The sequence below is a fragment of the Pseudomonas thivervalensis genome (genome assembly GCF_001269655.1).
GTDB classification, from domain to species: Bacteria; Pseudomonadota; Gammaproteobacteria; order Pseudomonadales; family Pseudomonadaceae; genus Aquipseudomonas; species Aquipseudomonas thivervalensis.
Genome location: NZ_LHVE01000007.1, coordinates 531689 through 553784 on the forward strand (window position 1 = coordinate 531689; position 22096 = coordinate 553784).

Consider the following 22096-nt stretch of genomic DNA (forward strand, 5'->3'; position numbering starts at 1 on the left):
GGTCGGCTTGTTGGATTGGGCAGGGCTACCGCCTGCGAAAAGGTGTGGTTAAATACGTGACCAGGCGTTCGCAAAACGCCCCGGCAGGCTTGACAACCCCTAGGCTGAAACGTATGTTTCAAACAAGTGTTTGTCAGGCGGAGTAACCATGGCCCAGTCGGAAACCGTTGAACGCATTCTCGATGCTGCCGAGCAGTTGTTCGCGGAAAAAGGTTTCGCTGAAACCTCGTTGCGTCTGATCACCAGCAAGGCCGGGGTGAACCTGGCGGCGGTGAACTATCACTTCGGCTCGAAAAAAGCCCTGATCCAAGCGGTTTTCTCGCGATTTCTCGGGCCCTTCTGCCTGAGTCTCGATCGCGAACTGGAGCGGCGCCAGGCCAAGCCTGACGTCAAGCCGACCTTGGAAGAACTGCTGGAGATCCTGGTCGAGCAAGCCCTCGTCGTGCAACCGCGCAGCGGTAACGATCTGTCCATTTTCATGCGCCTCTTGGGCCTTGCCTTCAGCCAGAGCCAGGGCCACCTGCGGCGTTACCTGGAAGACATGTACGGCAAGGTCTTCCGTCGCTACATGCTGCTGGTCAACGAAGCCGCACCGCGCATTCCGCCTATCGAATTGTTCTGGCGCGTCCACTTCATGCTTGGTGCCGCCGCGTTCAGCATGTCTGGTATCAAAGCGCTGCGGGCCATCGCTGAAACCGATTTTGGTTTGAACACCTCGATCGAGCAGGTGATGCGCCTGATGGTGCCGTTCCTGGCAGCCGGCATGCGTGCCGAAAGTGGCGTCACCGATGAGGCCATGGCGGCCGCGCAACTGCGTCCACGCAGCAAATCGACACCGGCGCTGGCCAAGGCTTGAGCGCACGGGTGGGCGCGGCTGCCTACATCCGCTAAGCTAGCCGCCCATGCCGACTCTCGTCTCGAATCCGTTCCATTCTTTATCGCATGACCGCGACCTGCCGGGCCTTGGGCCCGGCGGTGTAGTCGTGTCTGCGTCATTGCACGGGTTCATCGTTATTAAGGAAATACTATGACTGCTGGCCTGCAAGGCTCGTTGATGGTGGACGTCGCCGGTACCTGGCTGACGGCTGAGGATCGCCACTTGTTGCGCCAGCCTGAAGTAGGCGGCCTGATCATCTTTGCCCGCAATATCGAGCATCCGCGGCAAGTGCGCGAGTTGAGTGCGTCGATCCGCGCCATCCGCCCCGACCTTCTATTGGCGGTCGACCAGGAAGGCGGCCGTGTTCAACGGTTGCGCCAAGGGTTTGTGCGGTTGCCGGCGATGCGGGCGATAGCCGACAACCCGAACGCCGAATACCTGGCCGAGCAGTGCGGCTGGATCATGGCCACCGAAGTGTTGGCGGTCGGTCTCGACATGAGTTTTGCCCCGGTGCTGGACCTCGATTACCAGCGCAGCGCCGTCGTCGGCAGTCGTGCCTTCGAAGGTGACCCAGAGCGCGCAGCGTTGCTGGCCGGCGCCTTCATCCGTGGCATGAGCGCCGCCGGGATGGCGGCCACTGGCAAGCATTTCCCGGGTCATGGTTGGGCCGAGGCTGATTCCCATGTGGCGATCCCGAACGATGAGCGCAGCCTCGAGCAGATTCGCGCCAGCGACCTGGTGCCGTTCGCCCGGCTGAGCAAGCAACTGGCGGCCGTCATGCCGGCTCATGTTATCTATCCGCAAGTTGACGCCAATCCAGCTGGTTTTTCCCGTCGCTGGTTGCAGGACATCCTGCGCGGTGAGTTGCAATTCGACGGTGTGATCTTCAGCGATGACCTGTCGATGGCCGGCGCCCATGTGGTCGGTGATGCAGCCAGTCGTATCGAGGCGGCCTTGACGGCGGGTTGCGACATGGGCCTGGTGTGCAATGATCGCGCCGCCGCGGAACTGGCCCTGAGCGCTGCCCAACGCCTGAAGGTCAAGCCTTCGGCGCGGATCGCCCGTATGCGAAGCCAGGCCTACGCTTCCACGGAATACCGCCAGGACCCTCGCTGGCTCGAGGCGCTCGGCGCGCTAAGGGCTGCGCAGCTGATTGATTAGCGCTGAGCAATGTGGGAGCGAGCTTGCTCGCGATGACGGCCGCACAGTCAACATTTTCGGCAACTGAACCACCGCTATCGCGAGCAAGCTCGCTCCCACATTGGAAGTGTGGTGGATTCTGGTTTTTGTGACCGCCGCAACTCCTCCTGTGGGAGCGAGCTTGCTCGCGATGACGGCCGCACAGTCAACATTTGCGGCAACTGAACCACCGCTATCGCGAGCAAGCTCGCTCCCACATTGGAAGTGTGGTGGATTCTGGTTTTTGTGACCGCCGCAACTTCTCTTGTGGGAGCGAGCTTGCTCGCGATGACGGCCGCACAGTCAACATTTGCGGCAACTGAACCACTGCGATCGCGAGCAGCTCGGCTCCCACAGGGGGGCGTCAGCGCTTTTCCAGTTTGTCCGGCAACGGAGCGAACAACGCCTCGATATCGTCGCTCTGCAATTTCCAATCCCCGGCCACGCGTCCGTCCAGCACGCCGGCTGCGAGGGCGGATTTTTCTTTTTGCAGCAGCTGGATCTTCTCTTCCACCGTGCCTCGGGCAATCAGCTTGTAGACGAACACCGGTTTTTCCTGGCCGATGCGGTAGGCGCGGTCGGTGGCCTGGTTTTCGGTGGCCGGGTTCCACCACGGGTCGTAGTGAATCACCGTGTCGGCCTCGGTCAGGTTCAGGCCTACACCACCGGCCTTCAGGCTGATCAGAAAGATCTGACGCTTGCCACTCTGGAATTCCTTGACGGGCGTGCGCCGATCCCGGGTCTGGCCGGTCAGGATGGCGTAGTCGACGCCGCGCTTCTTCAGCTCATCTTCAATCAGCGCCAACATGGACGTGAACTGGGAAAACAGCAGCACCCGGCGCCCTTCTTCGAACAGCTCTTCGAGCATTTCCATCAGGCTGTCGAGCTTGCCCGAGGTGCTGCCTCGGGCGGGCGGGGGGGCGTCGTTGATCAGGCGCAGGTCGCAACAGACCTGGCGCAGCTTGAGCAGCGCTTCGAGAATGATGATTTGGCTGCGGGCCACGCCTTTGCGGGTAATCTCGTCGCGGACCTTCTTGTCCATTGCCAGGCGCATGGTTTCGTAGACGTCCCGCTGGGCGTCGCTGAGCTCGACCCAATGGATGATCTCGGTCTTGGGTGGCAACTCCGTCGCCACTTGTTCCTTGGTCCTGCGCAGCAGGAAGGGTTTTATCCGACCGTTGAGGTGCTGCAGTCGTACATCGCTGCCGCGCTTTTCGATCGGTACACGGTAATCGCGGTTGAAACTCTTGACGTCCCCAAGCCACCCCGGCAGCAGGAAGTGAAACAGCGACCACAATTCGCCCAGGTGATTTTCCAGGGGCGTACCGGACAGGCACAACCGCTGGCGGGCGTTGAGTTCGCGGGCGGCCTGGGCGGCTTTGCTGGTGGGGTTCTTGATGTACTGGGCTTCGTCGAGGATCAGCACGTGCAAGGGCTGTGCGGCCAGGCGCTCGACATCCTTGGGCAGCAGGGCGTAGGTGGTGAGGATCAAATCGTAATCGGCGAGCCGCTTGAAATGTTTTTTGCGGCCAGCCCCATACAGGGCCAGTACTTTGAGTTGCGGCGCGAAATGGGATGCTTCGTCGAGCCAGTTGGGGATCAGGCTGGTGGGCATCACCACCATGCACGGCCGGTCGAGGCGTCCGGCGTTTTTTTCGCTGAGAATGTGCGCCAGGGTCTGTAGGGTTTTGCCCAGGCCCATGTCGTCCGCAAGAATGCCGCCGACCTCCAACTGTCGCAGCGATTGCATCCAGCTCAAGCCTTCGAGTTGATAAGGCCGCAGCGTCGCGTTCAGGCCCTCTGGCGCGGTGGCGGTGTAATCCTTGATATCCCGCAGGCGTTGGGCCAGGCCGCGAATGTGCTCGCCACCTTCCCAGGTCAACGGCATGTCCTGCAGTGGGTTCAAGCGCAAGGCGTCCGCACTGTTGAGGCGCAGCTTGGTGGTGCCGGGCTCTTGCAGGTAAAACTCGCCCAGGGTCGCCAGCACCGGTTTCAACCGGCCATAGGGCAGGGCCACCTGCTGCGGGCCGAACTCCGAGTTCGGACGGTTGGGCAGGTTGACCAGAATGAGTTCATCGTCCCGACGCCTGGCCAGGCGTTCCGGGTTGAACAATTCGATGTGCGAGCGCATCAGGTTCAACAGGATCGGCAGCAGGCTCAGGCGCTCGCCGTTGACGATGATCCCCAGTTCCAGGTCGAACCAGTCCCGCTCCGGCGTTTCCTCGACCGTGGCGTACCACTCGTCCACGGCTGTCAGGTCAAAGCCGAAGTCCTCGTCGATCTGCAATTCCCAGCCCTGGGTGCGCAATTTTGGCAGGTCGTTGAGGGTGAACGTCAGCCAGGCACTGTCGTTGACCATCTCGTACAGTTCGCCGGCGCTTTCCGGCAGGGCCTTGCTTTGTCGGGTCGCGACCTTGAAGCCGAGGATTCGTAGCTGCTCGCGGTAGGACTGTTCCACATCGGTGTGGCGTTTTATCCGCAACGTCTGGGTTTCCTGGCGGATCAACACGTCGGTGTTGCGCTGGCCACTGACGTACTCGTCCAGGTAGCTGAAGGACAGGGCGGCACGGTGCTGGATGTAGCGTTGCATCTTGCCATTGCGGGGCTCGAAGGCGCTGAACTCGATACTGGCCAGCCACAGGCGCGGCACCGGTTGTACGTTGTCCACCAGCACTTGCGGCGGGGCCTTGGGGCTGCGGTTGTCCAGCACGGCCTGGAGTTTTTCCAACAACTGCGCGTCTTTTTCGGCGGCCGGGTAGGCCAGGGTTTCCTGGACTTGCAGCAACACCGCCGCGCAGTGCTTGCAGTTGATGCGCACCGGGCAGGAGCACGCGGCCTCGAGCAGAATCAGCGCGCCCTTGGCTGACTCTTTCAGGCGAATGGTCTGACGGTAGACGTTACCGCCAGAGCCTTCGCAACTGGCGGTGATGGTGCTGTCGCCGGCCTCGACGATCCTGACACGGTTTTCCAGCGCATAACGGCGCCCGCGCTCCAGGCTCTGTTCCTTGAATCGATTGACCCAGGAAGGTGCCAGGGGTTTGCTCAGGGGCGAGGACATAGGCGCGCCAATCAGTCCGGAATGACTTCAGGTGCCTGCCGGGGTGCGGGCGCAGTCAGCGAAGTGATCTTGATCAGCAGGCCGAGGTGGCCGTTGTCGAGGAAGTTCAGTTGGCCATTCTTGGTATGGCTCTGCTGCTTGAGGCGCTCGCTGGCGGTGACCAGGCCATTGGCGTCGATCTGGTTGATCCAGAAATCGGCATCCACGTCGGTGAAGCGGCCCAGTTTCAGTTCCAAGGTGCCCTCGATGGGAAACTGACCGAACTGTTCGGCACCGTCGCTGATGGCGACTTTGCGGCCCTGTTCACCGAGGGTCTGCTGCCAGGCCTTGTGCATCAATACGGTGTATTGGCCGCTGGCGGTGAGTTTCTCGACGACGTTGCCCAGGGCCGGCGTGCGCTGGCTATCCGCGCCCAAGCGTTGCGCGCCGGTGTCCCAGTCTTCCGGTGCGGCGCGGCTGACAATCGCCGGCTCGGCATTCTGGCGCACCAGGATCATTTCAACTTGATACAGGTCGTCGGCAAACGCCAGGGGAGCGACCAGGGTCAACAACAAGGTCAGTGAGCGAAACAGGCGCATGGGGCGTCCTTCAAGCAGTGGTCGGGGTGAGGCGCTCGAACAGCGCCTCTACGGTATTGAAGCGCTCTTCCGCGCGTTCCATGGGCACCATGAATTTGAACATCGTGGCACCTTCGAACTTGTAGCGTTTGGGCTGGCCCTGGATCAACTTGATCAGCACCAGTGGATCGACCGGCGTCTGGGCCTCGAACTCGATCCGGCCGCCGTTGGGGCCGCCATCGACTTTCTTGATGCCCAGTTGCTCGGCCTTGAGCTTGAGCAGCGTGGTGCGCACCAGGTTCTTGGTCGGTTCCGGCAGCAGGCCGAAACGGTCGATCATCTCCACCTGCAGGTCCTTGAGGCCGTCCTCGTCGCTGGCCGAAGCGATGCGCTTGTAGAGGATCAGTCGTGCATGGACGTCCGGCAGGTAGTCTTCCGGGATCAGTGCCGGCACTCGCAGGTTGATTTCCGGCCCGCCGCCCAGGGGTTGATCGAGGTTCGGTTGTTCGCCCTTGCGGATCGACTTGACCGCGCGCTCGAGCATTTCCATGTACAAGGTGAAGCCGACGGCCTGGATCTGGCCACTCTGGCCGTCGCCGAGCAATTCGCCGGCACCACGGATTTCCAGGTCGTTGGTGGCCAGCACGAAACCGGCGCCGAGGTCCTGGGTATTGGCGATGGCTTCCAGGCGCTTTTCCGCGTCCGGGGTGATCTGCTGGCGCGGTGGCGTCAACAGGTAGGCATAGGCCTGGTGGTGGCTACGCCCGACCCGGCCGCGCAACTGGTGCAGTTGGGCCAGGCCGAATTTGTCGGCGCGCTCGATGATGATGGTGTTGGCGCTCGGCACGTCGATGCCGGTTTCGATGATGGTCGAGGCGATCAGCACATTGAAGCGCTTGTGGTAGAAATCGCTCATGACCTGTTCGAGTTCACGCTCGCGCATCTGCCCGTGGCCGATGCCGATGCGCGCTTCCGGCACCAGTTCGGCCAGGTCGGCGGCGCATTTCTCGATGGTCTTCACGTCGTTGTGCAGGTAATAGACCTGGCCGCCACGCAGCAATTCACGCAGCAAGGCTTCCTTGACCGTGCTCTTGTTCTGTTCCATGACGAACGTGCGCACCGACAGGCGCCGGGCCGGCGGCGTGGCGATGATCGACAGGTCGCGCATGCCCGACACCGCCATGTTCAGCGTGCGCGGGATTGGCGTGGCGGTCAGGGTCAGGATGTCGACTTCGCTGCGCAGGGCCTTGAGCTGTTCTTTCTGGCGCACGCCAAAACGGTGCTCTTCGTCGATGATCACCAGCCCCAGGTTCTTGATCTTCACATCGTCCTGCAGCAGCTTGTGCGTACCGATGACGATGTCGATCTTGCCCTCGGCCAGGTCGGCCACGGCGGCGTTCACTTCCTTGGTGGATTTGAAACGGCTCATTACTTCCACGGTCACCGGCCAGTCGGCGAAGCGGTCGCGGAAACTGTTGTAGTGCTGCTGGGCGAGGAGGGTGGTCGGGACCAGGATCGCCACCTGCTTGCCACCGTGCACGGCAATGAATGCGGCGCGCATCGCCACTTCGGTCTTGCCGAAGCCTACGTCGCCACACACCAGCCGGTCCATGGGCTTGGGCGCGAGCATGTCGGCGCGCACGGCTTCGATGGTGGTTTGCTGGTCGACGGTTTCTTCGAACGGGAAACCGGCGCTGAAGGTTTCGTAGTCGGCTTTCGGATCGGCGAAGGCGTAGCCCTCGCGAGCCGCACGACGGGCGTAGATGTCCAGCAGTTCGGCGGCCACGTCGCGCACCTGTTCGGCCGCCTTGCGCTTGGCTTTCTGCCAGGTTTCCGAGCCCAGGCGATGCAGCGGGGCCAGGGCGTCGTCGCTGCCGGTGTAGCGGGCGATCAGGTGCAGGTTCGCCACTGGCACGTAGAGCTTGGCGCCCTCGGCGTATTCCAGGGTCAGGAACTCGGCGGCCTGGTTGTCGATTTCCAGTGTCGCCAGGCCCAGGTAGCGGCCCACGCCGTGATCGATGTGCACCACGGGCGCGCCTTCGCGCAGCTCGGTGAGGTTCTTGATGACCGCGTCGTTGGCAGCGTCGGCGCGTTTCTCGCGACGGCGACGCTGCATGACGCGCTGGCCGAACAAAGGACTTTCTGCCACCAGTGCCAGGGCCGGGTCATCCAGAACCAAGCCGTCGTTCAACGGCGCGATGGTGATCGCCAGGCGATCCTTGCCGGCGACGAAGTCCGGCCAACTGTCGACGGTCTTCGGTCGCAGCTTCAGGCGTTCGAGCAGTTCCAGCAGTACTTCGCGACGGCCCGCGGATTCGGCGGTGAACAGCACTCGCCCGGGGAATTCGTCGAGGAATCCGGCAAGCGCCGCCAAAGGTTGCGTGGCCTTGGCTTCGATGGCCAGGTCCGGCAATGCCTTGGCCGGGAAACGTTCACGGCCGACGCCGGTTTCCACGTCCTGCTGGCTGGCCACCACCCTTGGCCAGCTCTTGAGGCGGGCAAAGCAGTCTTCCACCGGCAGGAACAGCTCGGCCGGCGGCAATAAAGGCCGGGAAGGATCGACGCGACGCTCTTCGTAGCGGTTGCGCACGTCGTTCCAGAAATTTTCTGCCGCTTGCTCGATGCCCGGCAGGGAAAACACCTGGGTGTCCTGGGGCAGGTAATCGAACAGGGTGGAGGTTTCTTCGAAAAACAGCGGCAGGTAGTACTCGATACCGGCGGGCGTGATCCCGCTGCTCAGGTCCTGGAAGATCGGGCAGCGGCGGAAATCCACATCGAAACGCTCGCGAAAGCGCGCCTTGAAGCGGGTCACCGCGTCTTTCTGCAGTGGGAATTCCTTGGCCGGCAACAGGCGGATCGACTGTACTTTGTCGATGGAACGCTGGTTTTCCGGGTCGAAGGTGCGCAGGGTCTCGATTTCGTCATCGAACAGGTCGATGCGATACGGCAGTTTGCTGCCCATCGGGAACAGGTCGATCAAGGCGCCGCGTACCGCGAACTCGCCGTGTTCGTACACTGTGTCCACACAGCGATAGCCACTGGCCTCGAGACGGGTGCGCATGTGCTCGACGTCGAGCTTCTGGCCGATGTCCAGTACCAGGCTGCTGCCGAGCAGGAATTGGGTCGGTGCGAGGCGATGTAGGGCCGTGGTGATCGGCACTACCAAAACGCCATGACTGAGCTCCGGCAACCGATAAAGGCTGGCGATTCGCTGGGAAATGATGTCCTGGTGCGGTGAAAACAGATCGTAGGGCAGGGTTTCCCAGTCCGGGAAATGCAAGACCGGCAAATCCGGAGCGAAGAAGCTCAGCTCCTGTTCCAGCCGTTCGGCGCTTTGGCTGTCGGCGGTCAGTAGCAGGGTGAAACGCTTTGCAGCGCTGGCAGCCTCGGCGATGGCCAGGCTCAGGGCGGCACCGGGCAGGTTGCCCCAGTGCTGTTTACCTGCCGCGGCAGGGAGAAGCGGAAGACGCAGAACGGGCACGGAAGATTGAGCTCCAGCATTGCGACAAAGTCGACAATTGTAGCGGGGGAAGGGGGCTGCTGTCAGTCGTAGACTACCCAGGCAGGCAGGAAAACCACGGCGCGACGGGCGCGCATTGCTCCGCCGAGGACTCGGCGGCATAATGTAGCCCCTTTTTTCAGCCCCTACATGTGGAAGGTTACCGTGACTCAGAAGCCCGACCAGTGTCTTGGTGAATGGATTGATCGTGAAGCGCTCGCCGAAGCGATGATCCCTCTCATCGGTCAGCTCTACCGCAATAACAACGTGGTGAGCTCGATCTATGGCCGCAGCCTGATCAACCAGTCTGTCATCGCGATCCTCAAAGCCCACCGCTTTGCTCGCCACCGTTCTTCCGACGACAGCGAACTCTCCGTCCACGAAACATTCCCCCTGCTCAAGGCCATGAGCGAGCTCAAGCTCGGCGCGGCTTCGGTGGATCTGGGCAAGTTGGCGTTCAAATTCCGCAACGAAGGCAACGGCCGTAGCGCCGAGCAGTTCGTGCGTGAAGAGATGGCTGATGTGGTTGGCCAGCAGAACGTTTCGGCTCGCAAAGGCACCGACGTGGTCCTGTACGGCTTCGGTCGTATCGGCCGTCTGCTGGCGCGCATCCTGATCGAAAAAACCGGTGGTGGCGACGGCCTGCGCCTGCGCGCCATCGTGGTGCGCAAGGGCGCCGAGAACGACCTGACCAAGCGCGCCAGCCTGCTGCGTCGCGATTCGGTCCATGGTTCGTTCAACGGCACCATCACCATCGACGAAGAAAACAACACCATCACCGCCAACGGCAACCTGATCCAGGTGATCTACGCGAAGAACCCGACCGAGGTGGATTACACCCAGTACGGCATCAAGGACGCACTGCTGGTGGACAACACCGGTGTATGGCGTGATGCCGACGGCCTGGGCCAGCACCTGGCCTGCCCGGGTGTCGACCGCGTTGTCCTGACCGCGCCTGGCAAGGGCAAGCTGAAGAACATCGTTCACGGTATCAACCACGGCGACATCACCGCTGACGACAAGATCGTCTCCGCCGCCTCTTGCACCACCAACGCCATCGTGCCGGTGCTCAAGGCTGTGAACGACAAGTTCGGCATCGTCAATGGTCACGTCGAAACGGTTCACTCGTACACCAACGACCAGAACCTGATCGACAACTTCCACAAGGGCGATCGCCGTGGCCGCAGCGCCGCGCTGAACATGGTCATCACCGAGACCGGTGCCGCCACCGCTGCCGCCAAGGCCCTGCCTGAACTGGCCGGCAAGCTGACCGGCAACGCGATCCGCGTGCCGACGCCGAACGTGTCGATGGCCATTCTCAACCTGAACCTTGAGACAGCGGCCACCCGTGAAGAGATGAACGAGTACCTGCGCTACATGGCGCTGCACTCCGACCTGCACAAGCAGATCGACTTCGTCAATTCCCAGGAAGTGGTGTCCACCGACTTCGTGGGCTCGCGCCACGCCGGTGTGGTGGATGCTGAAGCCACCATCAGCCAAGACAACCGCGTTGTCCTGTACGTCTGGTACGACAACGAGTTCGGTTACAGCTGCCAGGTGGTTCGCGTGATGGAAGACATGGCCGGGGTAAACCCGCCAGCGTTCCCGCGCTAAGCCTTAGCCGCTTGTGAAAACGCCCCGACTTGTCGGGGCGTTTTTTTGTCTGGGTTTTGTGGTGCCTGGACTGGCCTCTTCGCGAGCTTGCTCGCGATGACGATTTATCAGGCGCCGCCCACTACGGAGGCCTGCGCCGTCCGCAGTTCATGCCGATTGCCCTTGAACAGCACCAGCGTCGCAATCAACCCCAGCACCGCCGCCCCACTGAGCCATATGCCCGGTGCCGCCTTGTTGTCGAGCACATGGATCAGGTAGGTACAGGCCGCCGGGGTAAACCCGCCGAACGTTGCCGTCGCCAGGCTGTAAGCCAGGGAGAAACCGGTGGTGCGCACCTCGACCGGCATGATTTCCGTCAAGGCCACGACCATTGCGCCGTTGTAGGATCCATACAGGAACGACAGCCACAGCTCGACGATCAGCAAATGGCTGAAACTGGGGTTAGCCACCAGCCAGGACAGCGTGGGATAGGCGGTCAGGATCGCCAGGACAGTCGCACCGAGCAGCAGGGGTTTGCGGCCGATCTTGTCGGAAAATGCCCCCATCACAGGCAGCCAGAAGAAATTCGACAAGCCGATGCACACCGTGACCAGCAGCGCATCCAGGTCCGAGAGGTTCAACTCGGCCTTGCCGAAGGTCGGTGTGTAGGCGGTGATCAGGTAGAACGACACGGTGGTCATCACCACCAGCGCCATACCGGCCACGACGATACCGAAGTTCTGACCGATGGAACGGACAATTTCCGACAGGCTGGGACGATGTTTTCGCGCTTGGAACTCCGGTGTTTCTTCCAGCGAGCGACGGATCATGAAGATCGCCGGGACAATCATGCAACCCACCAGGAACGGTACGCGCCAGCCCCAATCACCCATCTCCTGGGGGCTCAGCCAGTGATTGAGGCCAACCCCCAGCAGGCCGGCAAACACCACGGCCGCCTGTTGGCTGGCGGATTGCCAACTGACAAAGAAACCCTTGCGCCCCGGCGTGGAGATTTCCGCCAGGTAAACCGACACGCCACCCAATTCCACGCCAGCGGAGAAACCTTGCAGCAAGCGGCCCAGCAGCACCAGCAAGGGCGCCGCCACGCCGAGGACGGCGTAGCCCGGTACGCAGGCGATCAGTATGGTGCCCATGGCCATGAGCGCCAGGGTGATGATCAAGCCTTTGCGACGGCCGTGGCGGTCGATGTAGGCGCCGAGAAAAATCGCCCCCAGGGGACGCATCAGGAATCCGGCGCCAAACGTGGCCAGGGACAGCATCAGCGAGGCGAACGCACTGTCGGCGGGGAAGAACGTTTTGGCGATGGCCGTGGCGTAGAAGCCGTAGACCATGAAGTCGAACATCTCCAGGAAGTTGCCGCTGACAACGCGAAAAATCGCCTTGCCGTTGCTCGTATTGGAAGACATGGGTAGGTACTCACTCTGGTAAATCTTGTATGAAAGCGCTGCACCCTGTGGGAGCGAGCTTGCTCGCGATGGCGGCAGGACTGACGCACCGCTATCGCGAGCAAGCTCGCTCCCACAAGGTTTTTTGCGTGCGCTGGCGTTCATAATGGCGGGCGCGGTTTTGAGGGGAGATGAAGATTTGTTAACTGGACGATGGATAGGGCTTATGGTGCTGGCCGGCGTGTTGTCCGGTTGCGGCAGCGACGACACCCTGGAGCGCTTCGGCGGTCCGACCATGGGCAGCCATTATTCCATTCAGTACGTCAGGCATTCCGCCGGGCCCGCTCCGAAAAAGGTGCAGACCGAGGTGGAAAACATCCTGGCCGAAGTGGATCGGCAACTCTCGACCTATCGCAGTGACTCGGACATTGAGCGCTTCAATGCATTGCCGGCCCACAGTTGCCAGGTCATGCCTGGCCCGGTCCTGGCGTTGATCCGCGTGGGCGAGCAGTTTTCGGGTCAAAGCGATGGCTCTTTCGACCTGACGGTGGAGCCGCTGCTGAACCTGTGGGGCTTCGGTCCCCAGTCCCGCGGAGAAACAGTACCTAGCGCCGAAGCGTTGGCCTTGGCGCGCCAGCGCGTCGGTCATGGTCATTTGCGCATTGAGGGCGACCGGTTGTGCAAGGACGCCGCAGTGGAAGTCGATTTCAACAGTATCGCCGCCGGTTATGCCGTCGACCGCATCGCGGCCAGGCTCCAGGCCCTGGGCATCGACAGTTACCTGGCCGAAGCCACCGGCGAACTCAAGGCCGTCGGGCGCAAACCCGATGGCTCGGCCTGGCGTATCGCCCTGGAAGAGCCCCGGGACGACCGGCAGGTGGCCGAGCGTGTCATCGAGGTCAACGGCTACGGGGTTTCAACCTCGGGTGACTACCGTAAATATTTCGAGCAGGACGGTCAGCGCTATTCCCACACTTTTGATGCGCGTACGGGTACGCCGGTCCTACACAATCTGGCGTCCGTCACGGTGATTCATCCTTCGGCGCTAATGGCCGATGGACTATCGACGCTGTTGCTGATTCTCGGCCCTGAACGGGGTTGGGACTATGCCCAGGAACATGGCATCGGGGTATTTTTTGTATTGCGGGACAATGACCGTTTCGTCGTTCGCACCAATGATGCCTTTGAACGGATGACGGGCGGAAAAAACCAATGAACACCGACGTGTCATTCACCGATAAACCCGTGGCGAGGGAGCTTGCTCCCGCTTGAGTGCGAAGCGCTCACAAAAGGGGCCGCTTCGCAGCCCAGCGGGAGCAAGCTCCCTCGCCACGATGGTTCGGGCAAATTTTAAGTGAACGCTGACAGCGTTTTGAAAGGTTGCCTGTGGCGAAATAGCGCAGGCAAAACTAGCCTACGACGCGACCAAGGGGTAATGTGCGCGGCGTTGACGCTTCTATAGACTGTGGCCGGGCTCGTGAACCGGCCCCAAATTGTTCCTTCATGCCGCAGGCCGGCATGATTTAGCCGTCGGTGTCAAATGTGGCATCGCGGCCTGTTCTGAGGAGTACGCATGGCTGTCTACAACTACGACGTGGTGGTACTGGGCTCCGGCCCGGCGGGGGAAGGCGCGGCAATGAACGCGGCCAAGGCAGGGCGCAAGGTGGCGATGGTCGACAGCCGTCGGCAGGTCGGCGGCAACTGCACCCACCTGGGCACTATCCCGTCCAAGGCCTTGCGTCACTCGGTCCGGCAGATCATGCAGTTCAACACCAACCCGATGTTCCGGGCCATCGGCGAGCCGCGCTGGTTCTCCTTCCCGGACGTGCTCAAGAGCGCCGAGAAGGTCATCTCCAAGCAAGTGGCCTCGCGTACCGGCTACTACGCCCGCAACCGTGTGGACGTGTTCTTCGGCACCGGCAGCTTTGCCGACGAGCAGACGGTCGAGGTGGTCTGTGGCAACGGCGTGGTCGAGAAGCTGGTGGCCAAGCACATCATCATCGCCACCGGTTCGCGCCCGTATCGCCCGGCCGACATCGATTTCAACCATGCGCGGATCTACGATAGCGACACCATCCTGAGCCTGGGTCATACCCCACGTAAGCTCATCGTCTACGGCGCTGGCGTGATCGGTTGCGAATACGCCTCGATCTTCAGCGGCCTGGGTGTGCTGGTGGAATTGGTGGACAACCGCGGCCAGTTGCTGAGCTTCCTGGACTCGGAAATCTCCCAGGCCCTGAGTTATCACTTCAGCAACAACAACATCACCGTGCGCCACAACGAAGACTACGACCGCGTCGAAGGCGTCGACAATGGCGTGATCCTGCACCTCAAGTCCGGCAAGAAGATCAAGGCCGACGCCTTGCTCTGGTGCAACGGCCGTACCGGCAACACCGACACCCTGGGCCTGGAAAACATCGGTGTGAAGGTCAACAGCCGTGGCCAGATCGAAGTCGACGAGAACTACCGCACTTGCGTGCCGAACATCTACGGTGCCGGCGATGTGATCGGCTGGCCGAGCCTGGCCAGTGCTGCCCACGACCAGGGCCGTTCGGCTGCTGGCAGCATTGTCGACAATGGCAGCTGGCGCTTCGTCAACGACGTGCCGACCGGCATCTACACCATTCCGGAGATCAGCTCGATCGGCAAGAACGAGCAGGAGCTGACCCAGGCCAAGGTGCCGTACGAAGTGGGCAAGGCCTTCTTCAAGAGCATGGCGCGCGCGCAGATCGCCGGCGAGCCGCAAGGCATGCTGAAGATCCTGTTCCACCGCGAGACCCTGGAAGTGCTGGGCGTGCACTGCTTCGGCTACCAGGCATCGGAGATCGTGCACATCGGCCAGGCGATCATGAACCAGCCGGGCGAACTGAACACGTTGAAGTACTTCGTCAACACCACGTTCAACTACCCGACCATGGCCGAGGCCTATCGGGTCGCCGCCTATGACGGGCTCAACCGGCTTTTTTGAGCGGCTCCGGCCGGTGGCCTGAGCCGGCCGGGGAGACCGATTTCAGCAATTCTCGAGCGTGGCAGTGGCCAAACCGGGAAAGTCTGTAATCAGGCTGTCAGCGCCAAAGTCGGCGAGCCTGCGCATCAGCGCGGGCTCGTTGACCGTCCACACCGACACATGCAAGCCCTGGCGCTGCGCCTTGGCCAGGCGTTCCGGCGTGCACAGGGTCCAGTTCAGCGCCAGAATCTCGCAGCCGTAGCTCTGGGCGACCTTCAGCGGGTCTAGCCAGGCGTATTCGGCCACCAGCCCACGGGAAATGTCCGGGGTCAGGTCCAGGGCTGCCTTGAGCACTTCCCGGGAGCTGGAGGTGATGGTGATTTTGTCCAGCAGCCCGAAACGCTGGGCCATTTCGCGGATGCCCAGCACCGTGGCGGCGGCGCGGGTGCGTGAGGCGCTCTTGACCTCCAGTTGCCAATGCTCGAAATCACACTGCTCGAACAACTCCTCCAGGCGTGGGATCGGGCACGGCTTGATCCAGCCCGGCCCCCCCTTGCGCGCATCGTAGGTCACCAGCTCGGCGGCGGAATGCTCCACCACCTTGCCGCGCCGGTCGGTGGTGCGCTTGAGGGTCGGGTCGTGGATCACCATCAACTCGCCGTCCATTGAAAGATGCAGGTCCAGCTCGCAACGGCGTACGCCGTGCTTGAGGCACTCCTGAAAACCGGTCAGGGTGTTTTCCGGCGCTTCGCCCTTGGCGCCGCGGTGGCCATAAATGAGGGTCACGGTTCTTCCTTATTGATACCTGATTCGTTCAGTTCCCGGGCCAGGCGCCGTTCTTGCGCCTGTTTCTGCAGGATGTAGCGGGCCAGCAACTGGCGCTGGGCGTCGGTCGGGCGTTCGAACTCGGTGCCCACGTCGTAGCCGTCGCCCTTGGGGTCACAGTGGGTGACCCGCGCCCGCAGCAACAAGCCGAGGGCCTGGGGCATCAGCACCAGTTTGATCGACAGGTGGGTACCGACGGCGATGGGGGTGGGGTATTGGAAGTCGATGCCGCCTTCGGAAATGATCACCGGCTGCGGTTCGCCGATTTCGCCGAGCACCGTCAGGGCAATGACCTGGCTGAGCAGGTCGATGCGTTTGTTCATCGCCTTGAGGTACGCCGCGATGCTGCGTTCGCGCTCGCTGATCTGGCGCAGCAGGTGCTGTGACTCGAATTCGCTCAGGTGCAGTTCGCTGAGCAGATTGAACAACGGAGAAGCATCCTGCAACACTTCCTGGCCAGCAGCTTCAGGAATGGACAGGGGCCGAATTTCCAGTGCGATCGTGTCCTCGATACGGTAGTATTCGCGGCGATCTTCTTCATCTAATGTCGACATGGCGAACCCATGGTAGCGGCGGTGGTCTGAGTGTAAAGCTGGTTTGTGACCCCCGCCACAAGGACGTTCCTTTTCCCTCCGAACAAGCCCCGACATGTTCAGACCTCTCTTCGTATTTATCGGCACGCGTTATACCCGTGCAAAGCGTCGCAATCATTTCGTATCGTTCATTTCCCTGACGTCCATCATCGGACTGGCCCTTGGCGTGGTCGTGATGATCGTCGTGCTGTCGGTGATGAACGGTTTCGACCATGAGATGCGCACCCGCGTGCTGGGCATGGTGCCCCACGCGACCCTCGAAACGGGCGAAGCCATCAGCGATTGGCCGAGCCTGGCCGCCAAGGTCAAGCAGAACCCGCAGGTGCTGGCCGTTGCGCCCTTCACCCAGATGCAAGGGCTGCTGACCAACGACGGCAAGGTGTCCAAGGTGTTGCTCAATGGCATCGACCCTGGACTGGAGCGGCAAGTATCGATCATCGATAACTTCATGCAACAGGGCAAACTCGACGACCTGGCGCCCGGCAGCTTCGGCATCGTCATCGGCGACAAGGCCGCAGCCAAGCTCGGCGTGGCCATTGGCGACAAGCTGACCTTCGTCGCCCCGGAAGTTACCGTGACCCCGGGCGGTATGTTCCCGCGCATGAAACGCTTTACCGTGGTCGGCATTTTCCATGTCGGCGCCGGCGAGCTGGACGGTTACCTGGGGGTCACCAACCTCCAGGACCTGGCCCGCCTGCATCGCTGGAAACCGGACCAGGTCCAGGGCCTGCGCTTGAAGTTCGACGACCTGTTCCAGGCCCCGCGTGTGGCCTGGACCATCGCCCAGCAACTCGGCGAAGACCGCTACTATGCCCGGGACTGGACCCGCACCCACGGCAACCTGTACCAGGCGATCCGCATGGAAAAAGCCATGATCGGCCTGCTGCTGTTGCTGATCGTTGCCGTGGCAGCGTTCAACATCATCTCCACCCTGGTGATGGTGGTGAACGACAAGAAGGGCGACATCGCCATCCTGCGCACCCTCGGCGCCACGCCGGGGCAGATCATGCGCATCTTCATGGTCCAGGGCACGGTCATCGGCGTGATCGGCACGTTCGTCGGCGCCCTGGTCGGGATGTTTGCCGCGCTGAATGTCAGCGCCGCGATCGCCGGCCTTGAAGGCCTGATCGGGCACAAGTTCCTCAACGCCGACGTGTACTTCATCGACTACCTGCCCTCGCAGTTGCAGTCCGATGACGTGTTGATGGTCTGCGGCGCCGCGTTGGTCCTGAGTTTCCTCGCCACCCTGTATCCTGCCTGGCGTGCCGCGCGCACCCAGCCTGCGGAGGCGTTACGTTATGAGTGAGTCGGGCATGAGTGAAAAAGCAATCTTGAGCTGCCGCAACCTGGGCAAATCCTACGAGGAAGGCCCGGAGTCGGTGGTGGTGTTGTCGGGCCTGCAACTGGAGTTGCACCCTGGCGAGCGCGTGGCGATTGTCGGCACCTCCGGGTCGGGCAAAAGTACCTTGCTCAACCTGCTGGGCGGCCTGGATACACCCACTGCCGGCAGTGTCTGGCTGGCTGGCGAAGAACTGTCGGCGCTGAACGAGAAGGCCCGTGGCCTGCTGCGCAACCGCTCCCTGGGTTTTGTCTACCAGTTCCACCATCTGCTGCCCGAGTTCACCGCGCTGGAAAACGTCTGCATGCCGCTGTTGATTGGCCGCACGGCGATTCCCGAGGCCCGTCAGCGCGCCACGGCGCTGTTGGAGCGGGTAGGGCTGGGGCATCGCCTGGAACATAAGCCGGCCGAGCTGTCCGGTGGCGAGCGCCAGCGCGTAGCGATTGCCCGGGCCTTGGTCAACAAGCCTGGCCTGGTGATGCTCGACGAGCCGACCGGCAACCTCGACTCCCACACCGCCCAGGGCATCCAGGATTTGATGCTGGAGCTCAGCACCTCGATGCGCACGGCGTTCCTGGTGGTGACCCACGACATGAACCTGGCCCGGCAGATGGACCGCGTCCTGCACTTGCAGGAAGGTTGCCTGACGCCCATCTGACCGACCGAAACCCGGCGCTGGAAACCAGTACCGGGTCTTTTATTTTCATACGGTGCCCCGCGAATGTTCAGACCGTTATCGATCTTTATCGGCACGCGCTATACCCGCGCCAAGCGCCGCAATCGCTTTGTTTCGTTCATCTCCATGACCTCGATGATCGGCCTCGCCCTGGGCGTGCTGGCGATGATCGTGGTGTTGTCGGTGATGAACGGCTTCCAGCGCGAAATGAGCTCGCGCATCCTCGGCATGGTCCCTCACGCCACCATCGTCGGTGTCAGTCCGATCGATGACTGGCAGCCGGTGGCCGCCGCAGCGCTGAAAAATCCCGAAGTCACCGCGGCCGTGCCATTTACCGAGATGGAAGGGATGCTGAGCCATAAAGGTTCGATGCAGCCGATCCAGATCAGCGGCATCGATCCGGCCCAGGAAGGCAAGGTGTCCATCGTCGCCCAGCATATCGTCCAGGGGCGTCTCGATGCCTTGAAGCCAGGCGAATTCGGTGTGGTCATCGGCGAGATCACAGCGCGGCGTTTCCGTTTGAATGTCGGCGACAAGCTGACGTTGATCGTGCCGGAAGTCAGCACCGCGCCGGGCGGCATCACCCCGCGGATGCAGCGCTTGAATGTCGTGGGTGTGTTCAAGGTCGGTGCGGAGCTGGACGGCTCCATGGCGTTGATCCACTTGGCCGACGCCGCGCAGATGCAGCATTGGCAGCCGAACCAGGTGCAAAGCGTGCGCCTGGCGGTGAAAGACTTGTACGCGGCGCCGAAGGTTTCCGGTGACATCGCCACCGGTCTGGGCGCGACCTACAAGGCTGATGACTGGACCCACACCCAGGGTAGCCTGTTCAGCGCCATGAAAATGGAAAAGACCATGATTGGCTTGCTGTTGCTGATGATCGTCGCGGTGGCGGCGTTCAACATCATCGCTACGCTGATCATGGTGGTGAACGACAAGGGTGCGGACATCGCGATCCTGCGCACCATTGGCGCCACGCCGCGGCAGATCATGGCGATTTTCATGGTCCAGGGCACGGTGATCGGCGTCGTCGGCACGCTCATTGGTGGCGTGCTGGGCGTGGTCGCGGCGTTGAACGTCAGTGCGCTGGTGGGCTGGCTGGAACGGGTCAGTGGCCAGCATATCTTCAGTTCCGACGTGTACTTCGTCAGCAACCTGCCGTCGGAACTGCAGCGGGGGGACGTGGTGCTGATCTGCTCGGCCGGGTTCATCCTGAGCTTCCTCGCCACGGTGTACCCGGCGTGGCGTGCGGCGAAGATCGAACCGGCGCAGGCGTTGCGGTATTCCTGAGACTGTCGCAGGACGCTGAGGCTGCCGTGCTTGGGGGCAGGGACACGGCCCCTGTGGCGAGGGAGCTTGCTCCCGCTGGAGCGCGAAGCGCTCCCAAAAAACCTGAAAGTTTGCACGTCATGTCGCATGAGCGCGCAGCTTTTTGGGGCTGCTGCGCAGCCCAGCGGGAGCAAGCTCCCTCGCCACAAGGGTTGTGTCAGAACTCACTCACCCTTCGGTAGCTCGATCAGAAACCGCGTCCAGCCATCGGCCGATTCGCAGCGGATCTGCCCGCCATGGGCGCGGATGATCGAGCGGGTGATGGCCAGTCCAAGCCCCGCATGTTCACTGCTGCCTTCCTGGCGGGCCGGGTCGGCGCGGTAGAAGCGGTCAAACAGGCGCGGCAACAAGTCCGCTGCAATCCCCTCGCCACTGTTCTCCACGCAGACACTCACCCCTTGAGCCCCATCGACCATTCGCACCCGCACTTCGCCGTCAGCGGGGGTGAAGCGCAGGGCGTTGTCCAGCAGGTTGGAAAGGGCCCGGCGCAGCATGTTGCGGTCACCCTCGATGCGGCCTTCGCCCTCGCGGCTCAGGCGTACATTGGCGTCTTCGGCCAGCGGCGCGAAGAAGTCCAGCAACACGTCGACTTCCTCGGCCAATTGCAGCGGTTCGCGATGGAGCGCCAGCAGGCCATGGTCGGCCTTGGCCAGGTACAACATGTCGTTGACCAGTTGCGCCATCCATTGCAGTTCTTCGAGGTTGCTGTGCAAGGCCTCGCGGTAATCCTCCAGGGAGCGTTCGCGGGTGAGGGTGACCTGGGTGTGGGTCAGCAGGTTCGACAGCGGCGTGCGCAATTCATGGGCGATGTCGGCGGAGAACGCGGAGAGCCGCTGAAACGCATCGTCGAGGCGTCCGAGCATGGCGTTGATGCTGTGGGCCAATTCCGCCAGTTCGGCGGGCATTTGCTCTTCGGGCAGTCGGGCGTTGAGGGAGCGGGCCGAGACGTTGCCGGCGATGGCGCCCATGCGTCGCAACGGTCGCAAGGAACGCCGGGCGGCCCAGGCACCGAGCAGTGCGGTGGCCAGCGCCGAGAGGCCGACGGTCAGCCAGATCAACCGCTGCATGCGTTGCAGGAAATGCTGGTGATGAGTGATGTCCAGCAACAGTGTCAGTTGCGGTGAATCGGCTCGGTCGGGATACAGCGGCGCATTCAACACCCGGTAATCGTTGTCGGCATCGCTGAGGGTCGACAGGCCGGGACGCTCCGGCAATTGCGCCGGAATCCGGATCGAGCTGTCGTACCAGCGCACGCCGTCACTGCCCTTGATGCGCAACGCCAGGTCGGCCTGACGGCTCAGTTCATCCTCCAGGCGACGCTGGGTCTGCTCCGCGTCGAGGTCTTGCAGGGCCCGGCGCAGGCCGATCAGCTTGCCTTCGAGCAGTTGCTGGTCCAGCTCGATGAAATGCGCCTCGCTGCCACGGCTGAACAAGACCCCGGCGAACAGCGACACCACCGCGGCGCAGGCGGCGAACAGCAGCGCCAGGCGGCTGCTCAGCGACCACCGGCCCCTCACAGGCTGCGCTCTTCAAGCACATAACCCATGCCGCGCACGGTGTGGATGAGCTTATTGGGGAACTCATCGTCGATCTTGATGCGCAGGCGTCGGATGGCGACTTCGATGACGTTGGTGTCGCTGTCGAAATTCATGTCCCAGACCTGAGAGGCGATCAGTGACTTGGGCAGTACTTCGCCCTGGCGGCGCAGAAGCATTTCCAACAGGGCGAATTCCTTGGCGGTGAGGTCGATGCGCCGGCCGCTACGTTCGACGCGACGGCGGATCAGGTCCAGGCGCAAGTCGGCCAGTTGCAGGCTGGTTTCCTGTTGCGTCGAACTGCCTCGACGCAACAGGCTGCGCACCCGTGCCAGCAACTCGGAAAAAGCAAAGGGCTTGACCAGGTAATCATCGGCGCCCAGCTCCAGGCCATGGACCCGATCCTGTACCGCGTCCCTCGCGGTGAGGAACAGCACCGGGGTATCCAGCCCGGCCCCGCGGACGGCTTGGAGAATCTGCCAGCCATCGCGACCGGGCAACATCACGTCGAGGATCAGCAAGGCGTATTCGCCGCTCAAGGCCAATTGCTGGCCGGTGATGCCATCGGCCACCAGGTCGGCGGTGAACCCGGCCTCGCCGAGGCCCTGGCGCAGGTATTGGCCGGTTTTGGTTTGGTCTTCGACGATCAGCAGTTTCATGGGCGGCTCAATGCAGGGTTGGGA

Annotated in this window: 16 protein-coding genes; 8 read left to right on the forward strand and 8 right to left on the reverse strand. The window is 62.2% G+C overall.

Going from position 1 to position 22096, the window contains the following annotated elements; genetic code table 11:
- Window positions 1–148 precede the first annotated feature (148 nt).
- Both AD659_RS10105 and nagZ read left to right on the forward strand, forming a co-directional pair.
- On the forward strand, window positions 149–856 hold the full coding sequence (locus AD659_RS10105) for a TetR/AcrR family transcriptional regulator (protein ID WP_053120726.1): 708 nt from the start codon (window positions 149–151) through the stop codon (window positions 854–856).
- A gap of 183 nt (window positions 857–1039) precedes the next feature.
- Window positions 1040–2038, forward strand: coding sequence for a beta-N-acetylhexosaminidase (gene nagZ / locus AD659_RS10110; protein WP_173667204.1), 999 nt, complete (start codon window positions 1040–1042; stop codon window positions 2036–2038).
- Between the two features lie 382 nt (window positions 2039–2420).
- Here the strand turns inward: nagZ and AD659_RS10115 are convergent, their stop codons facing one another.
- Genes AD659_RS10115 through mfd form a run of 3 tightly spaced genes read right to left on the reverse strand, consistent with a single transcriptional unit; the run spans window position 2421 to window position 9152 of the window.
- On the reverse strand, window positions 2421–5114 hold the full coding sequence (locus AD659_RS10115; RefSeq protein ID WP_053120730.1) for a DEAD/DEAH box helicase: 2694 nt from the start codon (window positions 5112–5114) through the stop codon (window positions 2421–2423).
- 11 nt (window positions 5115–5125) lie between these two features.
- Window positions 5126–5692 carry a CsiV family protein gene (locus AD659_RS10120; RefSeq protein ID WP_053120732.1) on the reverse strand — a complete coding sequence of 189 codons (567 nt, stop codon included), beginning with the start codon at window positions 5690–5692 and terminating at the stop codon, window positions 5126–5128.
- 10 nt (window positions 5693–5702) lie between these two features.
- Entirely contained in the window at window positions 5703–9152 is a 3450-nt protein-coding gene (gene mfd, locus AD659_RS10125) for a transcription-repair coupling factor (protein ID WP_053120734.1), read from the reverse strand.
- Between the two features lie 168 nt (window positions 9153–9320).
- On the opposite strand from mfd, the gene AD659_RS10130 reads away from it, so the two are divergent.
- A complete protein-coding gene (locus AD659_RS10130; RefSeq protein WP_053120736.1) occupies window positions 9321–10784 on the forward strand; it encodes a glyceraldehyde-3-phosphate dehydrogenase in 1464 nt (487 codons plus the stop codon).
- Window positions 10785–10891: 107 nt separating this feature from the next.
- Here the strand turns inward: AD659_RS10130 and tcuC are convergent, their stop codons facing one another.
- On the reverse strand, window positions 10892–12190 hold the full coding sequence (gene tcuC, locus AD659_RS10135) for an MFS transporter (protein WP_053120738.1): 1299 nt from the start codon (window positions 12188–12190) through the stop codon (window positions 10892–10894).
- A 205-nt stretch (window positions 12191–12395) separates the two neighbouring features.
- Between tcuC and AD659_RS10140 the strand changes: the two genes are divergently transcribed.
- Both AD659_RS10140 and sthA read left to right on the forward strand, forming a co-directional pair.
- Window positions 12396–13385: an FAD:protein FMN transferase gene (locus tag AD659_RS10140; RefSeq protein ID WP_053120740.1), complete on the forward strand. Its 990-nt coding sequence runs from the start codon at window positions 12396–12398 to the stop codon at window positions 13383–13385.
- Window positions 13386–13742: 357 nt separating this feature from the next.
- A complete protein-coding gene (sthA, locus tag AD659_RS10145; RefSeq protein ID WP_003183399.1) occupies window positions 13743–15137 on the forward strand; it encodes a Si-specific NAD(P)(+) transhydrogenase in 1395 nt (464 codons plus the stop codon).
- A gap of 42 nt (window positions 15138–15179) precedes the next feature.
- On the opposite strand, the gene AD659_RS10150 is transcribed toward sthA, so the two are convergent.
- Complete coding sequence (locus AD659_RS10150) at window positions 15180–15902, reverse strand: glycerophosphodiester phosphodiesterase (RefSeq protein WP_053120741.1); 723 nt, start codon at window positions 15900–15902, stop codon at window positions 15180–15182.
- Window positions 15899–16495 (reverse strand): PilZ domain-containing protein, encoded by a 597-nt coding sequence (locus AD659_RS10155; RefSeq protein WP_053120743.1) that lies wholly within the window; start codon window positions 16493–16495, stop codon window positions 15899–15901. The genes AD659_RS10150 and AD659_RS10155 overlap by 4 nt, the downstream gene beginning before the upstream one ends.
- Window positions 16496–16589: 94 nt before the next feature.
- Between AD659_RS10155 and AD659_RS10160 the strand changes: the two genes are divergently transcribed.
- The 3 genes from AD659_RS10160 to AD659_RS10170 all read left to right on the forward strand — a co-directional run bounded on the left by AD659_RS10160 (window position 16590) and on the right by AD659_RS10170 (window position 19839).
- Entirely contained in the window at window positions 16590–17840 is a 1251-nt protein-coding gene (locus AD659_RS10160) for a lipoprotein-releasing ABC transporter permease subunit (RefSeq protein WP_053120745.1), read from the forward strand.
- A 7-nt stretch (window positions 17841–17847) separates the two neighbouring features.
- Entirely contained in the window at window positions 17848–18531 is a 684-nt protein-coding gene (gene lolD, locus AD659_RS10165; protein WP_162843734.1) for a lipoprotein-releasing ABC transporter ATP-binding protein LolD, read from the forward strand.
- A 63-nt stretch (window positions 18532–18594) separates the two neighbouring features.
- Window positions 18595–19839 carry a lipoprotein-releasing ABC transporter permease subunit gene (locus AD659_RS10170; RefSeq protein WP_053120747.1) on the forward strand — a complete coding sequence of 415 codons (1245 nt, stop codon included), beginning with the start codon at window positions 18595–18597 and terminating at the stop codon, window positions 19837–19839.
- A gap of 203 nt (window positions 19840–20042) precedes the next feature.
- Here AD659_RS10170 and AD659_RS10175 read toward each other — a convergent pair whose 3' ends face one another.
- Together AD659_RS10175 and AD659_RS10180 are read right to left on the reverse strand one after the other, a co-directional pair.
- Window positions 20043–21395 (reverse strand): heavy metal sensor histidine kinase, encoded by a 1353-nt coding sequence (locus AD659_RS10175; RefSeq protein WP_053120750.1) that lies wholly within the window; start codon window positions 21393–21395, stop codon window positions 20043–20045.
- Complete coding sequence (locus AD659_RS10180) at window positions 21392–22072, reverse strand: heavy metal response regulator transcription factor (protein WP_053120753.1); 681 nt, start codon at window positions 22070–22072, stop codon at window positions 21392–21394. Before AD659_RS10180 ends, AD659_RS10175 begins: the two co-directional genes overlap by 4 nt.
- Window positions 22073–22096: the final 24 nt, after the last annotated feature.